The sequence below is a fragment of the Microbacterium sp. NPDC056057 genome (assembly GCF_042266945.1).
GTDB lineage: Bacteria > Actinomycetota > Actinomycetes > Actinomycetales > Microbacteriaceae > Microbacterium > Microbacterium trichothecenolyticum_C.
In genome coordinates, this window is the sequence record NZ_JBHJWS010000001.1 from 1197318 (window position 1) to 1218951 (window position 21634).

Here is a 21634-nt window from a genome sequence, read left to right on the forward strand (position 1 = left end):
GCGAACGGCATTCGGGATCAGTGTGGCGCACTGAGAGACAAAGTTCAAGACCTGAACTATGTGTAACGATCGCGCAACGAGGTGACCGATCCAATCCCGAGTGCCGCTAGCGTTTGGCCCGTTCAATCGAAGGAGATGACATGAACCGACTGATTCCGCGCCTTGCGATCGCCGCAGTGGTTGTCCTCGGCGCCACCGCGCTGGGCGGCTGGACCACGGCTCCGGCCAAGCCCCCGACCTCGAACCGCGACCCGGTCGTGCAGGTGTACCTGACGCGCCATGGCGAGACGATCCTCAACGCGCTGCACCTCGTGCAGGGCTGGTCGGACTCGCCGCTGACCGCGGCGGGCCGTGCGACCGCGACGACCGTCGGCACGAACCTCGGGGCCGAGGTCGGGCAGGTGGACGCCGCCTACTCGGCCGACATGGTGCGCCACTACGAGACGGCGACGCGCATGCTGCAGGGGATGGGCTCGAAGCTGTCCGCGACGCGCGTCGAAGGCCTGCGCGAGCTGAACTTCGGCGGCTGGGAAGGCGCGAAGCAGAGCGCCATGGGCGGCGCCGCCTTCGCGTATCTCGCCCAGCAGGGGATTCCTGAGCCCACGCTCGGGCAGATGACCGATGCGATCGGTGCCACCAACCCGGTGTCGGCGCTTCCCGCGGAGAATTGCGATGTCGTCTCGGATCGCATGCTGAGCTCGCTGAATGCGATCGCGAAGGACGCCGCGAAGCATCGTGACGACAAGATCCTGGTGGTATCGAGCGGACTGTCGATCTCGTGCCTGCTCGTCGACCTCGGCGCAGCCGATCGGGTTCCCGAGACGGGGATCGCCAACGGCGCCGTCAACCTGCTGACGTACAAGGCCGGAGCCTGGACCGTCGAATCGGTCAACGACACGCACTACGCGACGCAGCCGTGACCCGGACCGGGGCGGGGCGCACCGCCCCGCCCCGGCCTACGATGGCGATCATGCCCCTCGCGACCCCCGACGTGCGCCGACACAACCTCGGCCTGGTGCTGGGGCGCGTGCTCGAGGGGGCGGGGGAGGCGCGTGCCGACATCGCCGGCGCCACCGGGCTGTCGCGCGGCGCGGTGACCTCACTCGTCGCCGAACTCATCGATGCCGGCCTCGTCGAAGAGAGCGACGTCGTCGCCCCGGCGGGGATGGGACGGCCCCGGACGGCGCTCACGCTCGCGGCCGCCGCCCCGTGCGTCCTGATCGCCCTGCTCGACGCCGACCACGCGACGGCGGTCGCCGGCACTCTGGCGGGTGAGGAGCTCGCGCGCACCTCGCGCAGTCACGGGCGGCCGATGGGCGACCCCGCCGCCATCGTGGGCGTCCTGGCAGACGCTCTGGACGACGTCGCCGGCCGCATGGCCGCGGCCGGGCGGCGCATCGCCGACGTGTGCGTCGTCGTGTGGGCGCCGGTGGGTGGAACGCCGGTCCGCGTCCTCGCCGACACCGATCTGGCGTGGGGCGAGGTCGACCTGCTGGGCTTGCTGCGTACGCGGTCGACGGCCCTCGCCGCCTTCGAGCGCGCGGGCGGGGAGCCCCGGCTGGTGTCGGATGCCGAGGTCGCGGCGCTCGCCGAGCACGCGGCCGTCGGCGGCGACACGCTGCTGTATCTCAAGGCCGACTCGGGAATCGGCGGTGCGGTCGTGCTCGCCGCGGGCGACGACTCCGGCGCACGTGTCCTCCCTGCGGCGCTCGGGCATCTGCCCGTGGTGCCGGACGGCGTGCGCTGCGCGTGCGGCCAGCGCGGCTGCCTCGTCACGGTGGCCGGCCCCGACGTGCTGCTCGCCCGCTCCGGGCTCGGAGCGCTGGCGGCCGACGAGGGACTCACCGTCGCGCTGGAGGCGTTCGTGACGCAGGTGCGGACGGGCGACGAGTCCACCGCGTCGGTGTGGCGCGGGGCGGCACGCGAGATCGCGCGCACCCTCCAGATCGTGGCGCTGACGGTTGCGCCGGACGTCATCGTGCTGGGCGGATTCGTCGCAGCGCTCGCCGCAGATGTCGATGAGATGTTCCGGGCGATCCAGCCTCGCATCGCGCACGCACCGGTTCTGCCGGTCGCACCGGTGCTCGGCAGCACGCTCGGCGCGGATGCGGCCCTGCGGGGCGCGCAGCGCGACGCCCGCCTGCGGCTGCTCGCAGACCCGCTCGCGATCTGATCAGTCGCCCTCGCGCGCAGCGTCGCCCTCGTCGGAGGCGATAGGCGAGGGTGCGAGGAGTTCGAACAGCGCCGCCACCGGAGCGGCCATGTCGATGTCGGGTTCGAGCATCCACTGCACCTGCATGCCGTCGGCCACAGCCTGGAAGAGGCGTGCGAGGGTGTCGGGGTCGACGCGATCGGTGATCTCGCCGGCCTGCTGCTGGGCCGCGACCGCGGCGGCGAAGAACCCGCGCAGGCTCTCGCCGCGGGCGACGAAGAACTGGTGGGCGGGATGCTCGGGATCGGCCGCGTCGACCGACAGCCGGGCGAACAGGTGCACGAGGCCGGGGACGTCGGCGTTGTGGCGGATCACACCCAGGTAGCCGGAGCGGATGTCGAGCAGCTCGCCGCTCTCGGCCGCGGCGAGACCCTGCTGAAGGTCGCCGCCGAGGCCCTGTCCGACGGAGTCGAGCTCGTCGCGTTTGCGGAGGATCTCGGTGAAGAGCTCCTCCTTGCTGTCGAAGTAGTGGAGGAGTCCGGCCTGGCTGAGGCCCACGGCATCGGCCAGCTCCTTCACCGATGCGCCGCGATAGCCCTCACGGGCGATCACGTCCAGCGCGCGGGTGAGGATCTCCTCGCGCTTCGCGACGCCCTTCGCATAGGAGCCCCGTCGCCCCGTGCCGCTCTCTGCCATAGGAGAAGTAAACCCGAATATCGCTTGATTTCTCAAAACCTAGTGACGTAAGGTTTTTATTCGAGCGCTCACTGCAGAGCCTCGCCATTCTCAGCGTGGAAGGAACACGATGACCATCCCCCGTGTCGCGGAACTCACCCTCGAAGAGAAGGCGTCGCTCACCAGCGGCGCGAGCTTCTGGTACACCAAGCCGGTCGACCGCGTGGGCGTGCCCGCGGTCATGGTGACCGACGGCCCGCACGGCCTGCGCAAGCAGCGCGAGGGCGGCGACCACCTCGGTATCGGCGACAGCGTGCCCGCCACCTGCTTCCCGCCCGCCGTGGGCCTCGGCTCGTCGTGGGACGTCGACCTCGTCCATCGCGTCGGCGAGGCCCTCGGCACCGAGACCTCGATCGAGAACGTCGCGGTGCTGCTCGGCCCCGGCATCAACATCAAGCGCTCGCCGCTGTGCGGCCGCAACTTCGAGTACCTCTCGGAGGACCCGATCGTGTCGGGTGTCCTCGGCGCCGCGATCGTCCAGGGCATCCAGTCGAAGGGCGTGGGCACCTCGCTGAAGCACTTCGCGGCCAACAACCAGGAGAACGACCGCATGCGGTCCTCGTCCGACGTCGACCCGCGGCCGCTCCGCGAGATCTACCTGCGCGGGTTCCAGCGCGTCGTCGAGGACGCCCAGCCGTGGACCGTCATGTGCTCGTACAACCGCATCAACGGCGTGTACGCCTCGGAGGACCCGTGGCTGCTGACCCAGGTGCTGCGCGATGAGTGGGGCTTCGAGGGCCTCGTCGTCTCGGACTGGGGCGCCGTCAACGAGCGCGTGCCGGGCCTCGCCGCAGGCATGGACCTCGAGATGCCGTCGTCGAACGGCGTCACGGACGCGCAGATCGTCGCGGCCGTGCAGGACGGCTCGCTCGACGAGTCGGTGGTGGATGTCGCGGCCGGCCGCGTGCTCGACCTCGTGCGCAAGGCGACCGAGGGTGCCGGAGCCGTCGCAGGTCCGCTCGACGTCGACGCCCACCACGCCCTCGCCCGCGAGGCCGCGGGCCGCTCGATCGTGCTGCTCAAGAACGACGGTGGCGTGCTGCCGCTCGCGAAGGACGCGAAGCTCGCGGTCATCGGCGAGTTCGCCGAGAAGCCGCGCTACCAGGGCGCGGGTTCGTCGATGATCAACCCGACGCGCCTCGACACCGCGCTCGACGGGATCCGCGCGCTCGCCGCCGGCGACGTCGCGTACGCGCAGGGCTTCAGCAACGCGCTCGAGGTCTCTGAGGAGGAAGCCTCGGCCTTGCGCGACGAGGCTGTGGCGGCAGCATCCGTCGCCGAGGTCGCCGTGCTGTTCCTGGGCCTGCCCGCCCGCCTGGAGTCGGAGGGCTACGACCGCGACGACATCGACCTGCCCGCGGCGCAGCTCGAGCTCGTCGACGCGGTGCTCGCGGCGAACCCGAACACCGTCGTGGTCCTGTCGAACGGCGGCGTCGTCGCGCTGCCGTTCGCCGATCGGGTGCCGGCGATCCTCGAGGGCTGGCTGCTCGGCCAGGCCGGCGGCGGCGCGACCGCCGACGTGCTGTTCGGCGAGGTCAACCCGTCGGCCAAGCTCACCGAGACGATCCCGGCGCGCCTCGAGGACACCCCCGCGTTCCTCGACTTCCCGGGCGAGTTCTCGCACACGCGTTACGGCGAGGGGCTGTTCGTCGGCTACCGCTGGTATGACGCGCGCCGCCTCGAGGTCGCGTTCCCGTTCGGGCACGGCCTGTCGTACACGTCGTTCTCGTACGCGGATGCTGCGGCGCAGGTCGACGCGAACGGCGACGTCGAGGTGACCGTGGCCGTCACGAACACCGGCGACCTCGCGGGCCGTGAGGTCGTCCAGGTCTACACGTCGCTGAGCGGATCGTCGGTGCAGCGCGCACCGCGCGAGCTGAAGGCGTTCGCGTCGGTCGCGCTCGAGCCGGGCGAGACCCAGGTCGTGACGCTCACCGTGCGCCGCAAGGACCTCGCGTACTGGGACATCCGCGCCGACCGCTGGGTCGTCGAGGGCGGCGAGTATTCGGTCGATGTCGCGGCGTCGAGCCGCGACATCCGCGCGTCCGTCGCCGTGGCTGTCGAGGGCGACGTCCTCACGCTGCCGCTGTCGCGCACGTCGTCGATGGGCGAGGTGCTGAGCCACCCGATCGCGGGTCCGGTGGTGCAGGCCGCGATCGCGCAGATGATGGGCGGCCTCGGCGACAGCGCCGCGTCGATCATGCCCGAGGGCATCGACATGTCCAAGATGATGGAGTCGTTCCCGATCGGCCGCATCGGCATGATGGGCGCCCTCGCCGGTGACGGCGCCGCCGCCGGCCCCGAGATGATCGACGGCCTGCTTGCGATGGCCAACGCCCCGCAGCAGGACTGATCTGCACGACCGGATGCCTCGGCGCCGAGCCCTTCGAGGGCGCGTCGCCGAGGCATCCGTCGTCCCGTCGTCCCGTCGTCCCTTCCCCAGCCGCGAAAGTGCAGCTGGTGGACGAGAGTGTGGGTGGTTCCCTACATCTCGGCGACCAGCTGCACTCTCGCGGCTCGGGGGACGAGTCAGCTGTTGAGGAAGGCGAGCAGCGCCTCGTTGACTTCGGCGCCGTGGGTCCACAGCAGGCCGTGCGGGGCGCCCTCGATCTCGACGTACGTGGCGTCGGGGAGCAGCTCCTTGAAGCGCCGGGCCGTCTTGTCGATCGGCAGGATGTTGTCGGCGGTGCCGTGCAGGATGAGCGTGGGGACGTCGACGGCGGGGATGTCGGCGCGGAAGTCCGTCGGCCAGGTCAGCGGCGCCGCGGCGATCGCGGTGTTGCCGGCGTACGAAGCGACCTGGATGCTCGCGTCGAGCGCCTCCTGCGAGATGCGCGAACCCAGCGTGTCGTCGAGGTTGTAGAAGTCCTTGTAGAAACCGGCGATGAAGGCGTAGCGGTCGTCGCGCACGGACTGCGCGATGCCGTCGAAGAACTCCTGCGGACCGGCCCCGTCGGGGTTGTCGTCCGTGATGAGCAGGAACGGCTCGAGCGACCCGAGGAACGCCGCCTTCGCGACGCGGCCGCTGCCGTAGCGCGACAGGTAGCGCGCGATCTCGCCCGTGCCCATCGAGAAGCCGACGAGCACGGCGTCGTGGAGGTCGAGGTCCTCGATGAGCGCGTGCAGGTCGCCGGCGAACGTGTCGTAGTCGAACCCTGAGCCGACCTTGCTCGACTGCCCGAATCCGCGGCGGTCGTACGCGATCACGCGGTACCCGGCGTCCAGCAGCGCCGCCTGCTGCTTGCCCCACGACTCGCCGTTCAGCGGGAAGCCGTGGATCAGCACGACGGGCTGGGCATCGGACGGTCCCTGGTCGGTGTAGTAGAGGTCGATGTCCACCGAGTTCTCGGTCCCGACGGTGATGTACGCCACGATCGCTCCTTCCGGATCGCGAACGGATGCCGCGACCCTGCGTTCGACGCTAGGCCGCGGCATCCCGTCCTCGCCAGTGTCTTGCGCGCGCTCGTCACGAGCGTTCACACGGCGTTCAGGCGTGTCACGCGCCCGCGCTCGTCGAGCCGAGGCGTTGGCGCCGAGACCGGGGACGTCGTCCTCGGTCTCGGCGCGGAACTCCGGTCTCGACGAATGGGCGCGCCGAAGCACTCAGTCGCGGGCGGCGCCTGCCGACGGAGTCACCGTGAAGATCGTGGGAGCGGCGAAGCCGGCGGCCGCGAAGGCGGCGGTGGCGGCATCCGTCACGGCTTGGACCTTGTCGTGGGCGACCAGCGCGATCGCGGCGCCGCCGAAGCCGCCGCCGGTCATGCGGGCGCCGACGGCACCCGCCGCAAGCGCGGCCTCGACCGCCGTGTCGAGCTCGGGGACCGAGATCTCGAAGTCATCGCGCATCGACGCGTGCGACGCGACGAGGAGGTTGCCGATCGCGGTCGGGCCCTCCTCGCGGAGCGTGCGAACGGTGTCGAGCACGCGCTGGTTCTCGGTGACGACGTGGCGGACACGACGGTAGGTGACGTCGTCGACCAGTTCAGCCAGTCGCGGGAGGTCGTCGACGCCGACGTCGCGCAGCGCGGGCACGCCGAGGGCAGCCGCACCGCGCTCGCACGCGGCGCGGCGCTCGCCGTAGCCGCCCGTCGCGTGGGAGTGCTTCACCCCGGTGTCGATGACGACGAGCTCGAGGCCGGCGCCGGCGAATCCGAGGTCGATCACCTGCGCGTCGAGCGAGCGGCAGTCCAGGAAGATGGCGGAGTCGGCGCGGCCGAGGAGCGACGCCATCTGGTCCATGATCCCGGTGGGCGCACCCACGGCCTCGTTCTCGGCGCGGCGGCCGACCTTCGCCAGCGCGACGCGATCCAGGTCGATGCCCCACGTGTCGGCGAGGGCGACGGCGGTCGCACCCTCGATCGCGGCTGACGAGGACAGGCCGGCGCCCACCGGCACGTCCGACGCGAAGGCGAGGTCGACGCCGGGCACGGTCGAGGGGTCGGTTCCGGATGCCGCGAGCAGCGCCCATGCGACGCCCAGCGGGTAGCGCGCCCACTCGGGGACGTCGTCACGCTGCGCGGGGAAGAGCGCGTCGAGCGCGTCGAGGGCGACCTCGACGGTCGCGTCGTCGAAGGTCGACGCGACGCGCACGCGGAAGACGCCATCGGCCCGCGGAGCGAGGGCGACGTGGGTGCGGTGCTGGATCGCGAACGGCAGCACGAAGCCGTCGTTGTAGTCGGTGTGCTCGCCGATGAGGTTCACCCGGCCGGGTGCCGACCACGTGCCGACGGCGTCGGCGCCGAAGCGGGCGGCGAAGAGGGCGCGCGCGATGGCGGCGGTGCGGATGTCGGTGGCGGTCACAGGGTCTCCTCGGGGATGGATGCGACGGCATCGCGCAGCTTCGCGGCAGCCGTCTCGGGCGGGACGTCGCCGATCCAGGCGCCCATGGCGGCCTCGGATCCGGCGAGGAACTTGAGCTTGTCGGCCGCGCGGCGCGGCGACGTCAGCTGCAGGTGCAGGCGCGCGCTGTCGCGGCCGCGGTGCACCGGCGCCTGGTGCCAGGCGGCGATGTACGGGGTGGGGGTGTCGTAGAGCGCGTCGACGCCCCGGAGCAGCCGCAGGTAGAGCGGGGCGAGCTCGTCGCGCTCGGCATCCGTCGTCTCGGCGAAGTCGGCGACGTGGCGGTGCGGGAGCAGGTGGATCTCGATCGGCCAGCGCGCGGCGAAGGGCACGAACGCCGTCCAGTGCTCGCCCTCGAGGATCACGCGGTCGCCGGCGCGCTCGAACTCGAGGATGCGGGAGAACAGGTCGGGCCCCTCGCGGTCGATCGAGGCGAGCAGGCTCGTCGTGCGCGGGGTGATGTACGGGTACGCGTAGATCTGCCCGTGCGGGTGGGGGAGCGTGACGCCGATCGCCTCGCCGCGGTTCTCGAACGGGAAGACCTGCTCGATGCCCGGCAGCGCCGAGAGCGCGGCGGTGCGGTCGGCCCACGCCTCGATCACGGTGCGAGCGCGGGTCGCAGACAGCGAGCCGAATGACCCCGAGTGCTCGGGGCTGAAGCACACGACCTCGCAGCGGCCCACGCTCGTGCGGGTGCGGCCGAGACCGGGCGCGACGAGGTCGTCGAGGTCGTGAGGCGCGTCGATGCCCGCGGGAGCATCGCCGTGGGCGACGGCGAGCGCGGGTCCGAACGACGGCGACTTGTTCTCGAACACGGCCACGTCGTAGAGCGACGGGATCTCGGACGGGTTGGTCGGCGTCTGCGGGGAGAGCGGGTCGAGGTGCGCCGGCGGCAGGAAGGCGCGGTTCTGCCGGGCCGCTGCGACCGACACCCAGTCTCCGGTGAGCACGTCGCGGCGCATCGTCGCGGTCTCGGGTCGCGGCGCGAGGTCGCGCGCGTCGACCGCACGGTCGGGGCCGAGGGTCGTCTCGGGGTCGTCGTAGTAGATCAGCTCGCGCCCGTCGGCAAGGCGGGTCGGGCGCTTCACCACGCCCGCGCCGAGCGTCTCGGCGGGAAGGTCCTGGGCGGACACGACGGTGTCGTCCTGAGGCATGTTCACGTCAACACGGTAGCAAATCGGCTATGTTATCGTCAACACGGATGCTGCATCCCCGGCGTGACGCCGACGGCATCCTGCGGATCGGGGTGGGGCATGACGGCCAGGCGCGTGTCGATGGCGGACGTCGCGGAGCGCGCGGGCGTCTCGGGCCAGACGGTCTCGCGCGTGGTGAACGCGAGCCCCCGAGTCGACCCCGAGACCCGGGCGCGGGTCGAGTCGGCGATGACGGAGCTCGGCTACCGCCCGCACCGTGCAGCCCGGGCCCTCCGCACCGGCCGCACGCAGACCATCGGGCTCGTGGTGTCGACGCTCGCCTCGGTGGGCAACTCCCGCATGCTGCAGGCGGTGGCGGATGCTGCGGCCACCCGCGGCTACGCGCTCACGGTGGTGACGCTCGGCGCCGACGGCGACGTCGCTGCGGCCTTCGAGCGTCTGGCCGAGCAGGGCGTGGACGGGGCGATCGTGCTGAACGAGGCGACGGCCCGCGTCCGCGGAGCCGATGTCGACGCTGCGGGGCTCCGGCTGGTGGTGGTCGACTCGCCGCGCGACGACCGGTTCGGCGTGGTCGAGACCGACCACGCGGGCGGCGCCCGCTCAGCCGTCGCGTATCTGCTCGGGCTGGGGCACGCGACCGTCCACCACCTGGCAGGTCCTGAGGCTTCGTTCGCCGCGGCCGAGCGCGAGCGCGGCTGGCGCGACGCGCTGTCGGCGGCGGGTGTCACGGTGCCGCCCGTGGTGCGCGGCGACTGGACCTCCGCATCCGGGTTCGCCGCAGCAACCACGCTTCTCGATGCCGGCGCGACCGCCGTCTTCGCCGCCAACGACCAGATGGCGCTGGGCGTGCTGCGCGCCGTGGCCGAGTCGGGGCGTGCGGTGCCGGGAGACGTGAGCGTCGTCGGCTTCGACGACGTGGCGGATGCCGCCGACTACCGACCGCCCCTCACCACCGTGCGGCAGGACTTCGACGCCCTCGGCGCGCGTGCGGTCGCCGCGCTCGTCGACGGGATCGAGGTCGGCACCCCGGCCGCGTTCGAGACCGTGCCGACGCGCCTCGTCGTGCGCGAGAGCACCGCGCCCGCGCGGGTGTGATCGCCCCTCCGATCCCGGATTCTCGAGGCGTTTCGCCTTCGGGCGCCGGAGCGCCCTCCGCTCACCGAGCGGGGGTCGCGGCGCGGCGGGCCTCCCAGCCGGTGCGGACCATCTCGTCGACGCTGTAGCGGTTCTTCCAGTCCAGGTCGCGGGCCGCGAGCTCGCCGGTGGCGACGATGCGGTCGGGGTCGCCGGGCCGGCGGGGTGCGATCTCGGGCGTGAAATCGATGCCGGTGACGCGGGCCATCGCGTTCATGATCTCGCGCACGCTCAGGCCGTTCTGCGAGCCGAGGTTGTACGCGGGCTCGATCGGCCGGTTCGCGAGCAGGCGCTGCGCGGCCGCGACGTGGGCGGCGGCGATGTCGGCGACGTGCACGTAGTCGCGCACGTTCGTGCCGTCGGGGGTGTCGTAATCGTCGCCGTTGATGCGCGGCGTCTTACCCGCGAGCAGCGCCTCGAACACGAGCGGGAAGAGGTTGTGCGGGCTGGTGTCGTACACCGACGGGTCACCCGAGCCGACGACGTTGAAGTAGCGCAGCGCGGTGTAGCGGAGGGCGTGCTCGGACGCGGCCGTCGCGATCGCCTGGTCGCGGATGATCCATTCGCCGATGAGCTTCGACTCGCCGTAGGGCGAGGCCGGGCGCTTGGGCAGGTCCTCGGTGACGAGCGGGACGTCGGGGGTGCCGTAGACCGCGGCCGACGACGAGAACACCAGGTTCGCCACCCCCGCCGCCTGCATGGCGGCGAGGAGCACGCGCGTGCCCTCGACGTTCTGCGCGTAGGTGTGCAGCGGGCGCTGCACAGAGACGCCGGCGTACTTGAAGCCGGCGAGGTGGATGACGCCCACGACCTCGTGCTCGCGCAGGGTGCGCTCGACGAGCTCTCCGTCGAGGATGGAGCCCTGCACGTACGGCACGCCCTCGGGCACGAACGACGCGTGCCCGCTCGAGAGATCGTCGATCACGACGGAGTTCAGGCCCGCATCTGCGAGCGCACGGACGATGTGGGCGCCGATGTAGCCGGCGCCTCCGGTCACGAGCCAGGACATGTCACTCCGGATCCAGGTGGGGGCGGATGCGCCGAGCGGCGCCGCCTCCATTCTGCCCGGTCGGACGGATACCTCGAATCCGGTGTCGGCCGGGCTCTCGGCGTGCAACAGCCTCGGAGGTTCGGCCGACACGCCGGGTCGCGGCATCCGTCATCCGGCGTGTCGCGCGAGAGCTCCGATTCTGTGCACCGGTGTCGAGCCTCACACCCGCGCGGCCCAGCGCGCCGCGCGCTCCAGCAGTTCGATGTGTCCGGGGGCGTCGTAGGAGCGCTCGTCGTGTCCGAGCGAGCACACGACGGCGCGGGTCGGCGCCTCCCGCACCCACACGGCGGCGTGCTCGGCGCCGTCGACGTCGTGCACCGCGAGCACGCGCGCGCCGTCGTCGACCACGAGGTCGCTGTAACGCTCGTCGAAGACGTCGAGGTGCGGCATCCCTCCGCTCACGGGGTGATCGCCGTCGACGACCCGCACCCGCGCGTCGCCGATCGGCGGATGCCACGAGACTCCGGGCTGCCATTCGCCGCCGATCGCCTCGCGCCAGGCGGGGTGGTCGCGCAGGCTCGAGAGCGCGGCGTGCACGGCGACGAGCCCGATGCCGCGGGCGATCGCGGAGCGGAGGCCGGCGTCCGCCGCGGGGTCGGCGCCATGCCCCCGCTCGGTCGCACCCTCGCGCCACGGGTCGCCGGCGTTGACGACGAGCAGATCGAACCCGTCGAGGCTCGAGAGCGCATGGTCGACATCGTCGTCGACCGTGACGTCCCAGCCGTCGGCGCGCAGCGCGTCGGCGATGCGGGAGGAGGTCGCGGGGAAGGGATGCCACGGGTCGGCGTACCGGCCGGTTCCGGTGGCGATCACCGCGCGGCGTGGGCTGGACTCGGCTTCCGGTCGCTCCATGGATACCATGATCTGCAGGATAACGCTTTCCCGCGCCAGTGTCGGCCGGAAACGACAACACCGTGCACGCCCGAGGAGAATGACGCCATGGCCCACACCGTCGTGATCGCCCCCGATTCGTTCAAGGGAACGATCGCCGCGGCGGCTGCCGCCGAGGCGCTCGCCACCGGATGGCGCCGCGAGAGCATCGACAGCGAGCTCCGGCTGATGCCGATGGCCGACGGCGGCGAGGGCACCGTCGACGCGTTCGCGGCCGCGGTTCCGGGCGCGCAGCGCATGCCGGTGACCGTGACCGGCCCCGAGGATGAGCCCGTCGCGGCGTCGTGGGTCCTGCTGCCGCCGACCCCGGACGCACCGCAGGGCACCGCGGTCGTGGAGCTCGCGAACACGAGCGGCATCGAGCTGCTCGGCACCCCGCCGCGCCTGCGCGCCTTCGACGCGCACACGCGCGGCTTCGGCGAGGCGATCGCCGACGCCCTCGCGCACGGCGTCTCGCGACTCGTGCTCGGCATCGGCTCGAGCTCGTCGACGGACGGCGGCACCGGCATGCTCACTGCGCTCGGAGCGCGATTCACGGATGCTGCGGCCCGGCCTGTCATCGCCGGTGCACGTGGGCTCGGCTCGGTGGCGGCGGCGGACCTTTCGGGGCTGGCGCCGCTCCCGCCGGGCGGTGTGACGGTGCTCAGCGATGTGACGAACCCGCTCCTCGGACCCCGCGGAGCGGCGGCGGTGTTCGGCCCGCAGAAGGGCGCACGACAGGGCGACATCGAGGTGCTCGACGCCGGGCTCGCGCGGCTCGCGCAGCTGGTCGACGCCGACCCCGAGACTCCGGGCGCCGGCGCGGCGGGTGGCACGGGGTTCGGCCTGCTCGCGTGGGGCGCGCGCCTCGTGCCCGGTTCGGCGGCGGTCGCGGAGCTGGTGGGGCTCGACGCGGCGGTGGCCGAGGCATCCGTCGTCGTCACGGGCGAAGGGTCGTACGACGGTCAGTCCGCGGCGGGCAAGGTGCCCGCCCACGTCGGCGCGGTCGCCGCGGCGGCGGGCGTCCCGGTCGCGCTGGTGGCGGGCCGCATCGCGGCGGATGCCGACACCTCGGGCTTCGCCGCGACGGCGTCGCTCACCGAGCTCGCGGGCTCCGGCGAGGCCGCGATGGCCGAGACCGCGCGGTGGCTCGAGGAGGCCGGCGCGCAGCTGGCGCGCGAGCTCGCGCCCCGCTGAGTTGCGCTCGAGCACACCCGAGGTGGCGCGTCTGGCCGCCGTGATCGGGTCGTGCCGACCACACGTGCCACCGCCGCAGCGAGCGGCCGCGTGGAGGTGGCGCTCGGTGTCGCCGCGACCGCGGCACCGCGACGGCAAAGGCCACCTTCGCGGGCGTGGCGCGAAGCCCCGCGTGGCGGTGGCATCTGTGGTCGCCCCACGCCAGAGGCGGCGACCCGCCGTAACACCTTCCCGCGCCGGAGCGGCCTCAAGCTGGCGGGAACGGCCGTGTCGCGCGGGCGGACGCGACCATTCCTGCCGTGCGGGCGGGGACCGCGTCAGCGGCCGGTGTGGAGCACGCCGTTGCGACGATGCGGGAGCGTCGCGAGTGCGGCGTCCCGGAGCACCTCGGGAAGGAGCACCTCGGGGGCGTCCTGGAACACGACAGGCCGAAGGAACCGGCGGATCGCGGTCGCGCCGACCGAGGTGTGCAGCGACGTCGTCGCGGGCCAGGGGCCGCCGTGGTGCTGCGACCAGGTCACGGCGACACCCGTCGGCCAGCCCGCGAAGAGCACGCGCCCGGCCTTGCGGGTGAGCACCTCGAGCACTGCCGCGACGTCATCGCCGGACTCCGAGTGCAGCGTCGCGGTGAGCGAACCGGGCACGGCCTCGAGCGCGGCGTGGAGCTCCTCGTCCGAGGAGTAGCGCACGAGCAGCGTCACGGGACCGAAGCACTCCTCGAGCAGCGTCTCGGGGCGCGCGGCGACGGCCGCGGCATCCGTCGACAGCACGACCGGCTGCGCCGACCCCGGCTCCGCCGGAAGCCCTTGAGCGACGACCGACACCGAAGGGTCGGCCTCGAGGTGCTCGATGCCCGACGGGAACGCCGCGGTGATGCGGTCGGTGAGGAGCGGTCCGCCCGCGGCGCCGGCCGCGAAGCCGGCGACGAGGTCTTCGAAGCCGGCGCCCTCAGGCACGAACACGACGCCGGGCTTGGTGCAGAACTGGCCGACCCCGAGCGTGAACGAGCCCACGAGGCCCTGCGCGAGGGCCTCGCCGCGCGCGGCGACGGCGGCCGGCGTGATGACGACGGGGTTCACCGAGCCGAGCTCCCCGTAGAACGGGATCGGGTCGGGACGCCCCGATGCCAGGTCGAACAGGGCGCGGCCGCCGCCGAGCGAGCCGGTGAAGCCCGCGGCCTGGATGGACGGATGCTGCACCAGCGCGTTGCCCGCCTCGCGGCCTTCGACGAGCGCGAGGGAGCCCTCCGGCGCGCCGGCCTCGACGATGGCCGCGGCGACGATGGCCGCCGTGCGCTCCGACAGGCGGGGGTGGCCCGAGTGCGCCTTCACGATGACCGGGTTGCCGGCCGCGAGGGCCGATGCGGTGTCGCCGCCGGCGACCGAGAACGCGAACGGGAAGTTCGACGCCGAGAAGACCGCGACGGGGCCGACGCCCGTCAGCATGCGGCGCAGCTCGGGGCGGGGCGGGGTCGCCGACGGGTCGGCGTCATCGACCGTGAGCTCCAGGTACGAGCCCTCCTCGACGACCGTCGCGAACAGGCGGAGCTGCCCGGTGGTACGTCCGACCTCGCCGCGCAGACGCGTGTCGCCCAGGCGGGTCTCCTCGTCGGCGATCTCGACGAGCTCGTCGATGTTCGCGTCGAGCGCGTCGGCGGCGGCGCGCAGCCACGAGGCCCGGGTCGCAGCATCCGTCGCCCGCCAGATCGGTGCCGCAGCGGCGGCGGCCTGCGCGAGGGCGTCGAGTTCAGCGGTCGTCGTCGTCGTCGTGGTGGTGGTCATCGGGGTTCCTTTCGTCGTCGCATCCGCTCGCCTGTCGCATTTTGCTGATCAAGGAGGCGTTTCGTGACAGGTGAGCGGGCGGTGAGCTCTGTTCACCTGTCGCGATCTGCTGAGGGCGGCGGCCTTTCGTGACAGGTGAGCGGGAGGGGGAAGGCGGTCAGGAGAAGCGGAGGCCGAGGCCCGCGTGGGGGACCTCGGTGAGGGCGCCGTCGGCGATGCGCACGGGCGACGGGTCGCGGAGCGCGCCGAGAGCGCCGAAACCGGCGTCCTCCACATCCTCCGCCATGGGCTCGGGAACTCCGGGCGCCGAGCGCAGGCACAGGGCGAGCTGGCCCGAGAGCTCGGGCAGCAGGTGCGGGTGCACGGCGGCTCCGTAGACGCCCGCGATGGCCGCGATCCCGAGGAACGGGGTGATGCCGCCGACGCGGACGATGTTCGGCTGCACGATCTGCGCGGCGCCGGTGCGGAGGAAGTCGTCGAACCGGTAGACGTTGTGCAGGTTCTCGCCGACAGCGATCGGTATGGCGCTCGACGCCGCCAGCCGTTTCGACAGCTCGTAGTGGCCGTAGAGGTCGTCGGCGCGCAGCGGCTCCTCGATCCAGGCCGGCGAGACCTCCGCGAGCACCTCGAGCGAACGCGTCGCGCGATCGAGGTCCCACCGCTGGTTCGCGTCGATCATGAGCTGCCCGTCGGGCCCGAGAACCTCGCGCACGGCCTTCATACGGTCGAGGTCTTCCGCGACGTCGGGCTTTCCGACCTTCACCTTCACGGCGTCGAAGCCCGCGTCGACCCAGCGGCGCACCTGGGCCACCAGCTCCTCGGTCGAGTAGTGCAGGTTCACGCCCGACCCGTACGCGCGCACGCTCTCGCGCTGCGGACCGAGCCACTGCGCGACCGACCTCTCGTCGGCGCGGGCAGCGGCATCCCACAGCGCCAGGTCGAGCCCGGCCATCGCGATGGTCGTGATCCCGCCGCCACCCGCCTCGTGGAGGTGCTCCCAGAGCGGCAGCCATCCTTCGCCCGGCTCGGCCGAGCGCCCGATCGCCCACGCCGTGATGTCGTGTGCGAGCAGCGCGTGCACGGCCTCGGCGCCGATCTGCGGGGTCCACGAGAAGCCCCAGCCCTCGGCGCCGTCGGAGCGCACGACATGGGTGGCCACGACGCCGACCGAGGTCACATCGGCCGCCCAGGGCCGCGTCAGCGGCACGCGCACGAGGCGCGCGTCGAACGAGGCGATCGTGGTGCGGGGCGGGGCCGCCGTCGAGGGCGAGGCGGAGGTCACAGCAGTGCTCGCCCCGCCTCGAGGATCTCGGCAAGGCGCGCCTCCTGCGCCGGCGTCGGGTCGACGAGCGGTGCGCGCACCGACCCGACGGGCAGGCCGCCCAGGCGCAGGCCGGTCTTGATGAGCGAGACGCCGAAGCCGGGGGTCTCGTCGCGCAGCGCGACGAGCGGCGAGTAGAAGCCGTCGAGCAGTTCGGCGCGGCGCGCCTCGTCGCCGTCGACGTACGCGCGGTAGTACGCGTTCGCGACCTCGGGGATCATGGCGAACGCCGCCGACGAGTACAGCGGGATGCCGATGCCGCGGTACGCGCCCTGCGTGAGCTCTGCGGTGAGCAGGCCGTTGAAGAACGCGAAGTCCTCGCGCCCCTCGGCCGCGACCGCGCGCACGATCTGCTGCGCGAGGCCGACGTCGCCGACGCCGTCCTTGAAGCCCACGACCTTGGGGTTCCGCGCCAGGCGGCGCACCGAGTCGACCGAGTACTGCGCGTTGCCGCGGTGGTAGATGACGACGGGAAGATCGGATGCTGCCGCCACCGCCTCGACGTAGGCGACGAGTCCCGCCTGCGGGCCGCCGACGAGGTACGGCGGCAGCACGAGCAGCGCGTCGGCTCCGGCGTCGGCGGCGGCACGCGCGAGGGTCGTCGCGTGGCCGAGCGGACCGCCGGTGCCGGCGACGACCGGCACGCGGCCGGCCACGGTCTCGGTCGCGATCTGCACGACGCGCGTCGCCTCGTCGGTCGACAGGGCGTGGAACTCGCCCGTGCCGCACGCGGGGAAGACGCCGCCGGGCGAGTGCGCGAGGGTCGTGTCGAGGTGCTGCCGCAGCAGCCCCTCGTCGACGCGGCCGTCGGCGTCGAACGGGGTGACGGGGAAGAAGAGGATGCCGTCGAAGTTCACGCCAGCACGTCCTTTCGGGCGGAGTCGGTGGTGGGGGCGGAGTCGAAGCCGATCGTGTTCGCAGAGCCGGCGTGGGGAGCGGGCTCGCCGAGCTCGCCGCGCCAGGTGTGGGCCGGGCGCCAGCCCAGCACGCGCCGGGCCTTCGCGTTCGAGAACGCGGGCGCCGTGCCGGTGAGCTCCGCCGCGAGGTCGTCGGTGCCGGGGACGAACTGAGGCAGCAGCTCGGCCAGCGGACGGCGCGCGAGCGCGTCGTCGGCGCCGACGAAGAACACCTCGGCGTTCGGGATCTCGGGGAGTGCGACCAGCAGGGTGTCGACGAAGGTGGCGACGTCGCGCGCGTCGACGTAGTTGAAGAGCGCAGGCGCGGACAGCGCGGGGTCGGCGAGACGCTCACGCACCGTGTGGCCCTGCTGCGTGAGTGCGCCCTGCCACTCCTCGGGGGCGATGACGTAGCACGGCCGGAACGCCGCGAAGCGAGTGGCATCGCCGGTCTGGCGGGCCAGCATCGCGATCGTCTGCTCGGCGAGGTGCTTCGACAGCGCGTACGCGTTCCACGGCTTCGGCGTCGTCTGCTCGTCGAGGGGGAACCGATCGGGGAGCCAGCCCGTGGGCGAGTTGTACCCGAGGACGGTGGGGCTCGACGCCGTCACGATCTTCGGGATGCCCGCCGCGACGCCGGCCGACATCACGTTGAGCGCCATCGTCGCGTTCGTGCGGAGGATGACGTCCTCGGGCGCGCTGAACGGCACGGCGATCGCCGCGAGGTGGATGAGGGCGTCGGCCCGGGTGTCGGCGATCGCGCGGGTGGCGGCATCCGTGTCCGTCAGATCCACGGCGATCTGCTCGAGGCCCTTCAGCTCACCCGCTTCGGACACCGCGCGGTCGAGCGAGACCAGTTCGTGCCCGGCCGCGGCGAGTCCCGCGACGAGGCTGCGACCGAGGCGCCCCGCGCCGCCGGTGACGGCGATGCGCGTCATGACCGGACGGCCTCGGCGCGCGCCGCGTCGCTCGCGAGGAAGCGGATGCCGAGGTCGGCGACCTGCACCGGGAGGCCGGTCTCGAGGGAGCGGTTGCCGGCGATGCCGACCGCGATGGAGCGGACGCCGTCGCGCCAGTCGGCGGGGCGGGCGAGCGGGTCGTCGCCGGGGCCCTCGAACACGTCGGCGAGCAGGAGCGCGTCGCCGCCGCCGTGGCCGTCGCTGTTGCCCTCGAGCGGCACTTCGTAGGCGGCCTCCCAGTGGCGCTGCACGAGGAGGCGCTCGCCCTCGGGGCGGAGCGACCCGGTGGTGCCGGCGTCGCTGGCCGACGGGTCGAGCACCGGGTGCAGGCCCTCGTCGGCGAGCACGGCGCCGCGCTCGACGACCTCGAGCTCGGCGCGGCCGAGGGTGCCGTTGACCGCGACCCGGTAGCCCTCCCACGGCGAGTGGGCATTGAGCGAGTACGACAGGGTGGCGCCGGAGGCGTAGTCGACCACGAGGGCGAGGTTGTCCTCGATGGTGATGCCCTCGCCGAACACGTCGCGGTCGCGCACGTAGCCGTCGTGCTGCTCGGCGTCGAGGTACAGCGCCGTGAGACGCTCGTCGTCACGCAGGTCGAGCTCGAAGGCATCGCCGCCGTCGTGGGTGCCGCGGGAAGGACGGTCGCCGAGGCCGCGCGCGGCGGCGTTTTCGGCGCCGTAGAACCGCAGCGCACCCGACGCGTAGACGCGGCGCGGGACGGAGCGGATCCACCAGTTCACGAGGTCGAAGTGGTGGCTGGCCTTGTGCACCAGCAGACCGCCAGAGTGCTGCTTCTCGCGGTGCCAGCGGCGGAAGTAGTCCGCGCCGTGCTTGGTGTCGAGCACCCACGAGAAGTCGACCGAGGTGACCTCGCCGATGGTGCCGTCCTGGATGACCTGACGCAGTGCGGAGTTGCGCGGCGAGTAGCGGTAGTTGAACGTGATCACCACCTCCCGGCCGGTGCGGTCGATCGCGTCCTCGATGGCCGCCGCGGAGGGCCCGTCGATGGTGAGCGGCTTCTCGACGACGACGTCTGCACCGGCATCGAGCGCCCGCACGATGAGCGGGGCGTGCAGGTCGTCGCGGGCGCAGATCACGACGCGGTCCACCTGCTGCTCGCGGACCATCGTCTCGAGGTCGTCGGGCCCGTAGACCGCGGGAGCGGCGAAGCCGGCCTCGACGACACGGTCGACGTAGTACTGCGCGCGCACCGGGTTCGGCTCGCAGATCGCGACCAGGGCGGCGTCGTCGGAGTAGCGTCCGATGATCGCGTCGACGTACATCTGAGCGCGGTGTCCCGCGCCGACGAGGGCATACCTGCGGTGGCTCATCTCACTCCTTCAGGAAACGTTTTCTCAGGATAGCACGCGACGTCCGGTCGGCATCCGTCAGGTCAGCTGAGCCGCGACGAAAGCGCACTCAGTGGGATGCCTCGCGCTGCCAGGTGATGCACACCTTGAAGTTCGCCTGCACCGCCGTGGAGGCGATCACCGCGCCGAGGTCCGCCGACATCTCGATCCCGAACTCGACGGTGACTTCGCTCGGCGGGTGGGAACCCGAGCGGATCGCATCGAGGAGGGCGGTCGCGGCAGGCTGCACCCGCTGCACCACGGTTTCGAACGACTCGCTCGCCTGGGTGACCACAGCCTCCGAGACGCGGCCGCGCAAGACCGGCCCGTCAGGGTCCTGGCCGCTGTTCGGTCCGCCCGCGGCGATGATCACCGATCCGCCGTCGCCCAGCGGGAACTCCACCAGGTTCGTGCCCATGCCTGCCCTCCCTACTGATTCAGAGTGACGAAGGCCCCGAACTCGCCGCTGTTGTTCGCCAGGTCCGTGTCGTTGATGCCGAGCAGGAGGCCGCCCTGGGCCGGACACGAATAGGTCGTTCCGGTCCCGATGGCGAAGATCTCCGGCGTCGTGTCGAGCTTCCCGATGACCGAACCCGTGTTGGCGTCGGCGAGGACCCGCGTCTCGGGCCGCTCGCCCTCCGGAAGGCCTTCCGGCCCGATCTGCGAGTCGGCCGTCTCGTCGAGCCATCCGCGTCCGCTCACCTCGATCACGAACTCGTCGCCGAGCGTGCAGTACAGGCCGACGTCCACCCAGTCCACGTCGAGGGGGACCGCGAGCTCGGCGGTGCTTCCTTGGTCGCCGGACCCGCCGGGGTCGGCGCCGAACAGATTGAGCCCGAGCGCGACCGCGGCGGCCGCCGCACCGATCGCGAGCACGACCACCGCCCCGACGATCGCCCATCTCCTCCGCCTGTTCGAGCGCGGAGAACGTGCCCCGGCGCCGCCATCCCGGTCGGCGGGCTCGGCGCGCTCGGCCGGCTCGGCCGGCTCGGCCGTGGGCTCCGCCGCGGCCCGCTCGGGCGCCGCGAGCAGCCGCGGATCGGTCGTGTCGACCCCAGCGGGCACGCGGGGCTGCGCGGCGCCGTCCGCCGTCACCGGCTCCAGGTCGAACAGGTGGGCGTCGCCGCGAAGATAGAGCACCGGCGTCACCCACTCGAGAGTGCCGCGGCCGGCGCCGAGAATGCCGATCCGGCCGCTGCGCACGGCCTCGTCGATCCCGCGGTTGTGGGCCAGCGCCGTGTAGAAGCCTCGTGAGAAGGCGAGCGCGGCGGTGTCGCTGATCGAGAACTGCATCGCGGCGACGGCGTGGATGCCGCTGTGCGCGAGCGCTGCGGCGGTGCCCGAGAACAGATCGGTGGGTCCGCCCGCGCCCGACTGGCACGAGTTCAGCACCACCAGGCGCGGCGTCGGCTCAGCCTCGTCCAGCAGGTCCGCGAGCGCCGATGCGGTGACGTGATCCGCTCGCCCGTCGCGACCCACGAAGGCGAGTACTCCCTCATCGGTCGCGGTGTCGTATGCGCCGTGGCCGATGAAGTGCAGCACGTGCCACGTGCCCGCGAGCAGCTTCGCGTGCAGCCCGTCCCACGTGAGGTCGTCCAGCCAGCTCAGCTCGACGCGTCCGTCGGCGATGTGCGGTCCGAGTGCGTCCTCGAGCCGCGCGCGCTCCAGCTCCACATCCAGCATCGGAAGGCCGCGCGGCGACGAGATCATGCCGAGCACCCGCAGCGGCGGTGTGATCGTGAGGACCGGGGTGTGGGCCGCAGGCACGTTCCGCACGAGCGGCTCTTTGCGACACAGATAGCGCTCGGTGTCGGCGTCGTAGAGCGCCTCCCACGGCAGCGCGGCCAATCCTGGCGCGGTCAGGCGCAGCGCGACCTGCACGCTGAGGCCGCGCTCCGACGCGACGGCGACGCTCGTGCGGTAGGCGGTGCCCACGCTTCCCGCGAAGGCCGATTCGAACAGCCGCCGTCCGACGTCCTGAAGCACCGATTCGGAGTCCGACATCACCCGGCGGGCCGACACCGCCGATGCCAGGACGCTCGCCTCGAGCAACGGCCGGCGATCCACGAGCTCGTCGAGGTCGAGGCGGAAGTGTTCGCTCGGCTCACCCCCTCCGACCGAACGCAGCACGCGCGTGACGTACGAGCCCGGCTCGGGTCCGGGCCCGATCTCCAGCTCCATGACGGCGGGGTCCAT

General features: G+C 72.5%; 18 protein-coding genes. 5 read left to right on the top strand and 13 right to left on the bottom strand.

Translation table 11 applies throughout. From position 1 onward, the window contains the following. The first annotated feature begins 140 nt into the window (after nt 1-140). Nucleotides 141-920 carry a histidine phosphatase family protein gene (locus ACFC1K_RS05070; RefSeq protein ID WP_375870714.1) on the top strand — a complete coding sequence of 260 codons (780 nt, stop codon included), beginning with the start codon at nt 141-143 and terminating at the stop codon, nt 918-920. 50 nt (nt 921-970) lie between these two features. Then, the gene (locus ACFC1K_RS05075; RefSeq protein ID WP_375870715.1) at nt 971-2173 is read left to right on the top strand and encodes an ROK family protein; all 1203 of its coding nucleotides are present in this window, start codon (nt 971-973) and stop codon (nt 2171-2173) included. Here ACFC1K_RS05075 and ACFC1K_RS05080 read toward each other — a convergent pair whose 3' ends face one another. Beyond that, nucleotides 2174-2848 carry a TetR/AcrR family transcriptional regulator gene (locus ACFC1K_RS05080; RefSeq protein ID WP_375870716.1) on the bottom strand — a complete coding sequence of 225 codons (675 nt, stop codon included), beginning with the start codon at nt 2846-2848 and terminating at the stop codon, nt 2174-2176. 109 nt (nt 2849-2957) lie between these two features. On the opposite strand from ACFC1K_RS05080, the gene ACFC1K_RS05085 reads away from it, so the two are divergent. Further along, entirely contained in the window at nt 2958-5240 is a 2283-nt protein-coding gene (locus ACFC1K_RS05085) for a glycoside hydrolase family 3 C-terminal domain-containing protein (protein WP_375870717.1), read from the top strand. Between the two features lie 176 nt (nt 5241-5416). On the opposite strand, the gene ACFC1K_RS05090 is transcribed toward ACFC1K_RS05085, so the two are convergent. The 3 genes from ACFC1K_RS05090 to galT form a co-directional block, all read right to left on the bottom strand. After that, nucleotides 5417-6259, bottom strand: a complete 843-nt coding sequence (locus tag ACFC1K_RS05090; RefSeq protein WP_310285900.1) for an alpha/beta hydrolase — start codon at nt 6257-6259, stop codon at nt 5417-5419. 231 nt (nt 6260-6490) lie between these two features. Then, a complete protein-coding gene (gene galK / locus ACFC1K_RS05095; RefSeq protein ID WP_375870718.1) occupies nt 6491-7687 on the bottom strand; it encodes a galactokinase in 1197 nt (398 codons plus the stop codon). Further along, the gene (gene galT, locus ACFC1K_RS05100) at nt 7684-8880 is read right to left on the bottom strand and encodes a galactose-1-phosphate uridylyltransferase (protein ID WP_375871152.1); all 1197 of its coding nucleotides are present in this window, start codon (nt 8878-8880) and stop codon (nt 7684-7686) included. Before galT ends, galK begins: the two co-directional genes overlap by 4 nt. A gap of 99 nt (nt 8881-8979) precedes the next feature. Here galT and ACFC1K_RS05105 point away from each other — a divergent pair, with 99 nt between their 5' ends. After that, a complete protein-coding gene (locus tag ACFC1K_RS05105; RefSeq protein WP_375870719.1) occupies nt 8980-9975 on the top strand; it encodes a LacI family DNA-binding transcriptional regulator in 996 nt (331 codons plus the stop codon). Between the two features lie 61 nt (nt 9976-10036). On the opposite strand, the gene galE is transcribed toward ACFC1K_RS05105, so the two are convergent. Together galE and ACFC1K_RS05115 are read right to left on the bottom strand one after the other, a co-directional pair. Further along, the gene (gene galE / locus ACFC1K_RS05110) at nt 10037-11023 is read right to left on the bottom strand and encodes a UDP-glucose 4-epimerase GalE (RefSeq protein WP_375870720.1); all 987 of its coding nucleotides are present in this window, start codon (nt 11021-11023) and stop codon (nt 10037-10039) included. Nucleotides 11024-11224: 201 nt separating this feature from the next. Then, nucleotides 11225-11917 (bottom strand): ThuA domain-containing protein, encoded by a 693-nt coding sequence (locus ACFC1K_RS05115; protein ID WP_375870721.1) that lies wholly within the window; start codon nt 11915-11917, stop codon nt 11225-11227. Nucleotides 11918-12004: 87 nt separating this feature from the next. Between ACFC1K_RS05115 and ACFC1K_RS05120 the strand changes: the two genes are divergently transcribed. Further along, entirely contained in the window at nt 12005-13132 is a 1128-nt protein-coding gene (locus ACFC1K_RS05120) for a glycerate kinase (protein ID WP_375870722.1), read from the top strand. A gap of 317 nt (nt 13133-13449) precedes the next feature. Here ACFC1K_RS05120 and ACFC1K_RS05125 read toward each other — a convergent pair whose 3' ends face one another. The 7 genes from ACFC1K_RS05125 to ACFC1K_RS05155 all read right to left on the bottom strand — a co-directional run bounded on the left by ACFC1K_RS05125 (nt 13450) and on the right by ACFC1K_RS05155 (nt 21634). Beyond that, nucleotides 13450-14913 (bottom strand): aldehyde dehydrogenase (NADP(+)), encoded by a 1464-nt coding sequence (locus tag ACFC1K_RS05125; protein ID WP_375870723.1) that lies wholly within the window; start codon nt 14911-14913, stop codon nt 13450-13452. Between the two features lie 157 nt (nt 14914-15070). Continuing rightward, on the bottom strand, nt 15071-16195 hold the full coding sequence (locus ACFC1K_RS05130; RefSeq protein ID WP_375870724.1) for a mandelate racemase/muconate lactonizing enzyme family protein: 1125 nt from the start codon (nt 16193-16195) through the stop codon (nt 15071-15073). Then, nucleotides 16192-17091 (bottom strand): 5-dehydro-4-deoxyglucarate dehydratase, encoded by a 900-nt coding sequence (locus ACFC1K_RS05135; RefSeq protein ID WP_375870725.1) that lies wholly within the window; start codon nt 17089-17091, stop codon nt 16192-16194. Before ACFC1K_RS05135 ends, ACFC1K_RS05130 begins: the two co-directional genes overlap by 4 nt. Beyond that, on the bottom strand, nt 17088-18068 hold the full coding sequence (locus ACFC1K_RS05140; protein ID WP_375870726.1) for an NAD-dependent epimerase/dehydratase family protein: 981 nt from the start codon (nt 18066-18068) through the stop codon (nt 17088-17090). The genes ACFC1K_RS05135 and ACFC1K_RS05140 overlap by 4 nt, the downstream gene beginning before the upstream one ends. Then, entirely contained in the window at nt 18065-19420 is a 1356-nt protein-coding gene (locus tag ACFC1K_RS05145; protein ID WP_375870727.1) for a Gfo/Idh/MocA family protein, read from the bottom strand. Before ACFC1K_RS05145 ends, ACFC1K_RS05140 begins: the two co-directional genes overlap by 4 nt. Nucleotides 19421-19508: 88 nt before the next feature. Further along, nucleotides 19509-19856 carry a CU044_2847 family protein gene (locus ACFC1K_RS05150; protein WP_375870728.1) on the bottom strand — a complete coding sequence of 116 codons (348 nt, stop codon included), beginning with the start codon at nt 19854-19856 and terminating at the stop codon, nt 19509-19511. 11 nt (nt 19857-19867) lie between these two features. Then, on the bottom strand, nt 19868-21634 hold the full coding sequence (locus ACFC1K_RS05155; RefSeq protein WP_375870729.1) for a CHAT domain-containing protein: 1767 nt from the start codon (nt 21632-21634) through the stop codon (nt 19868-19870).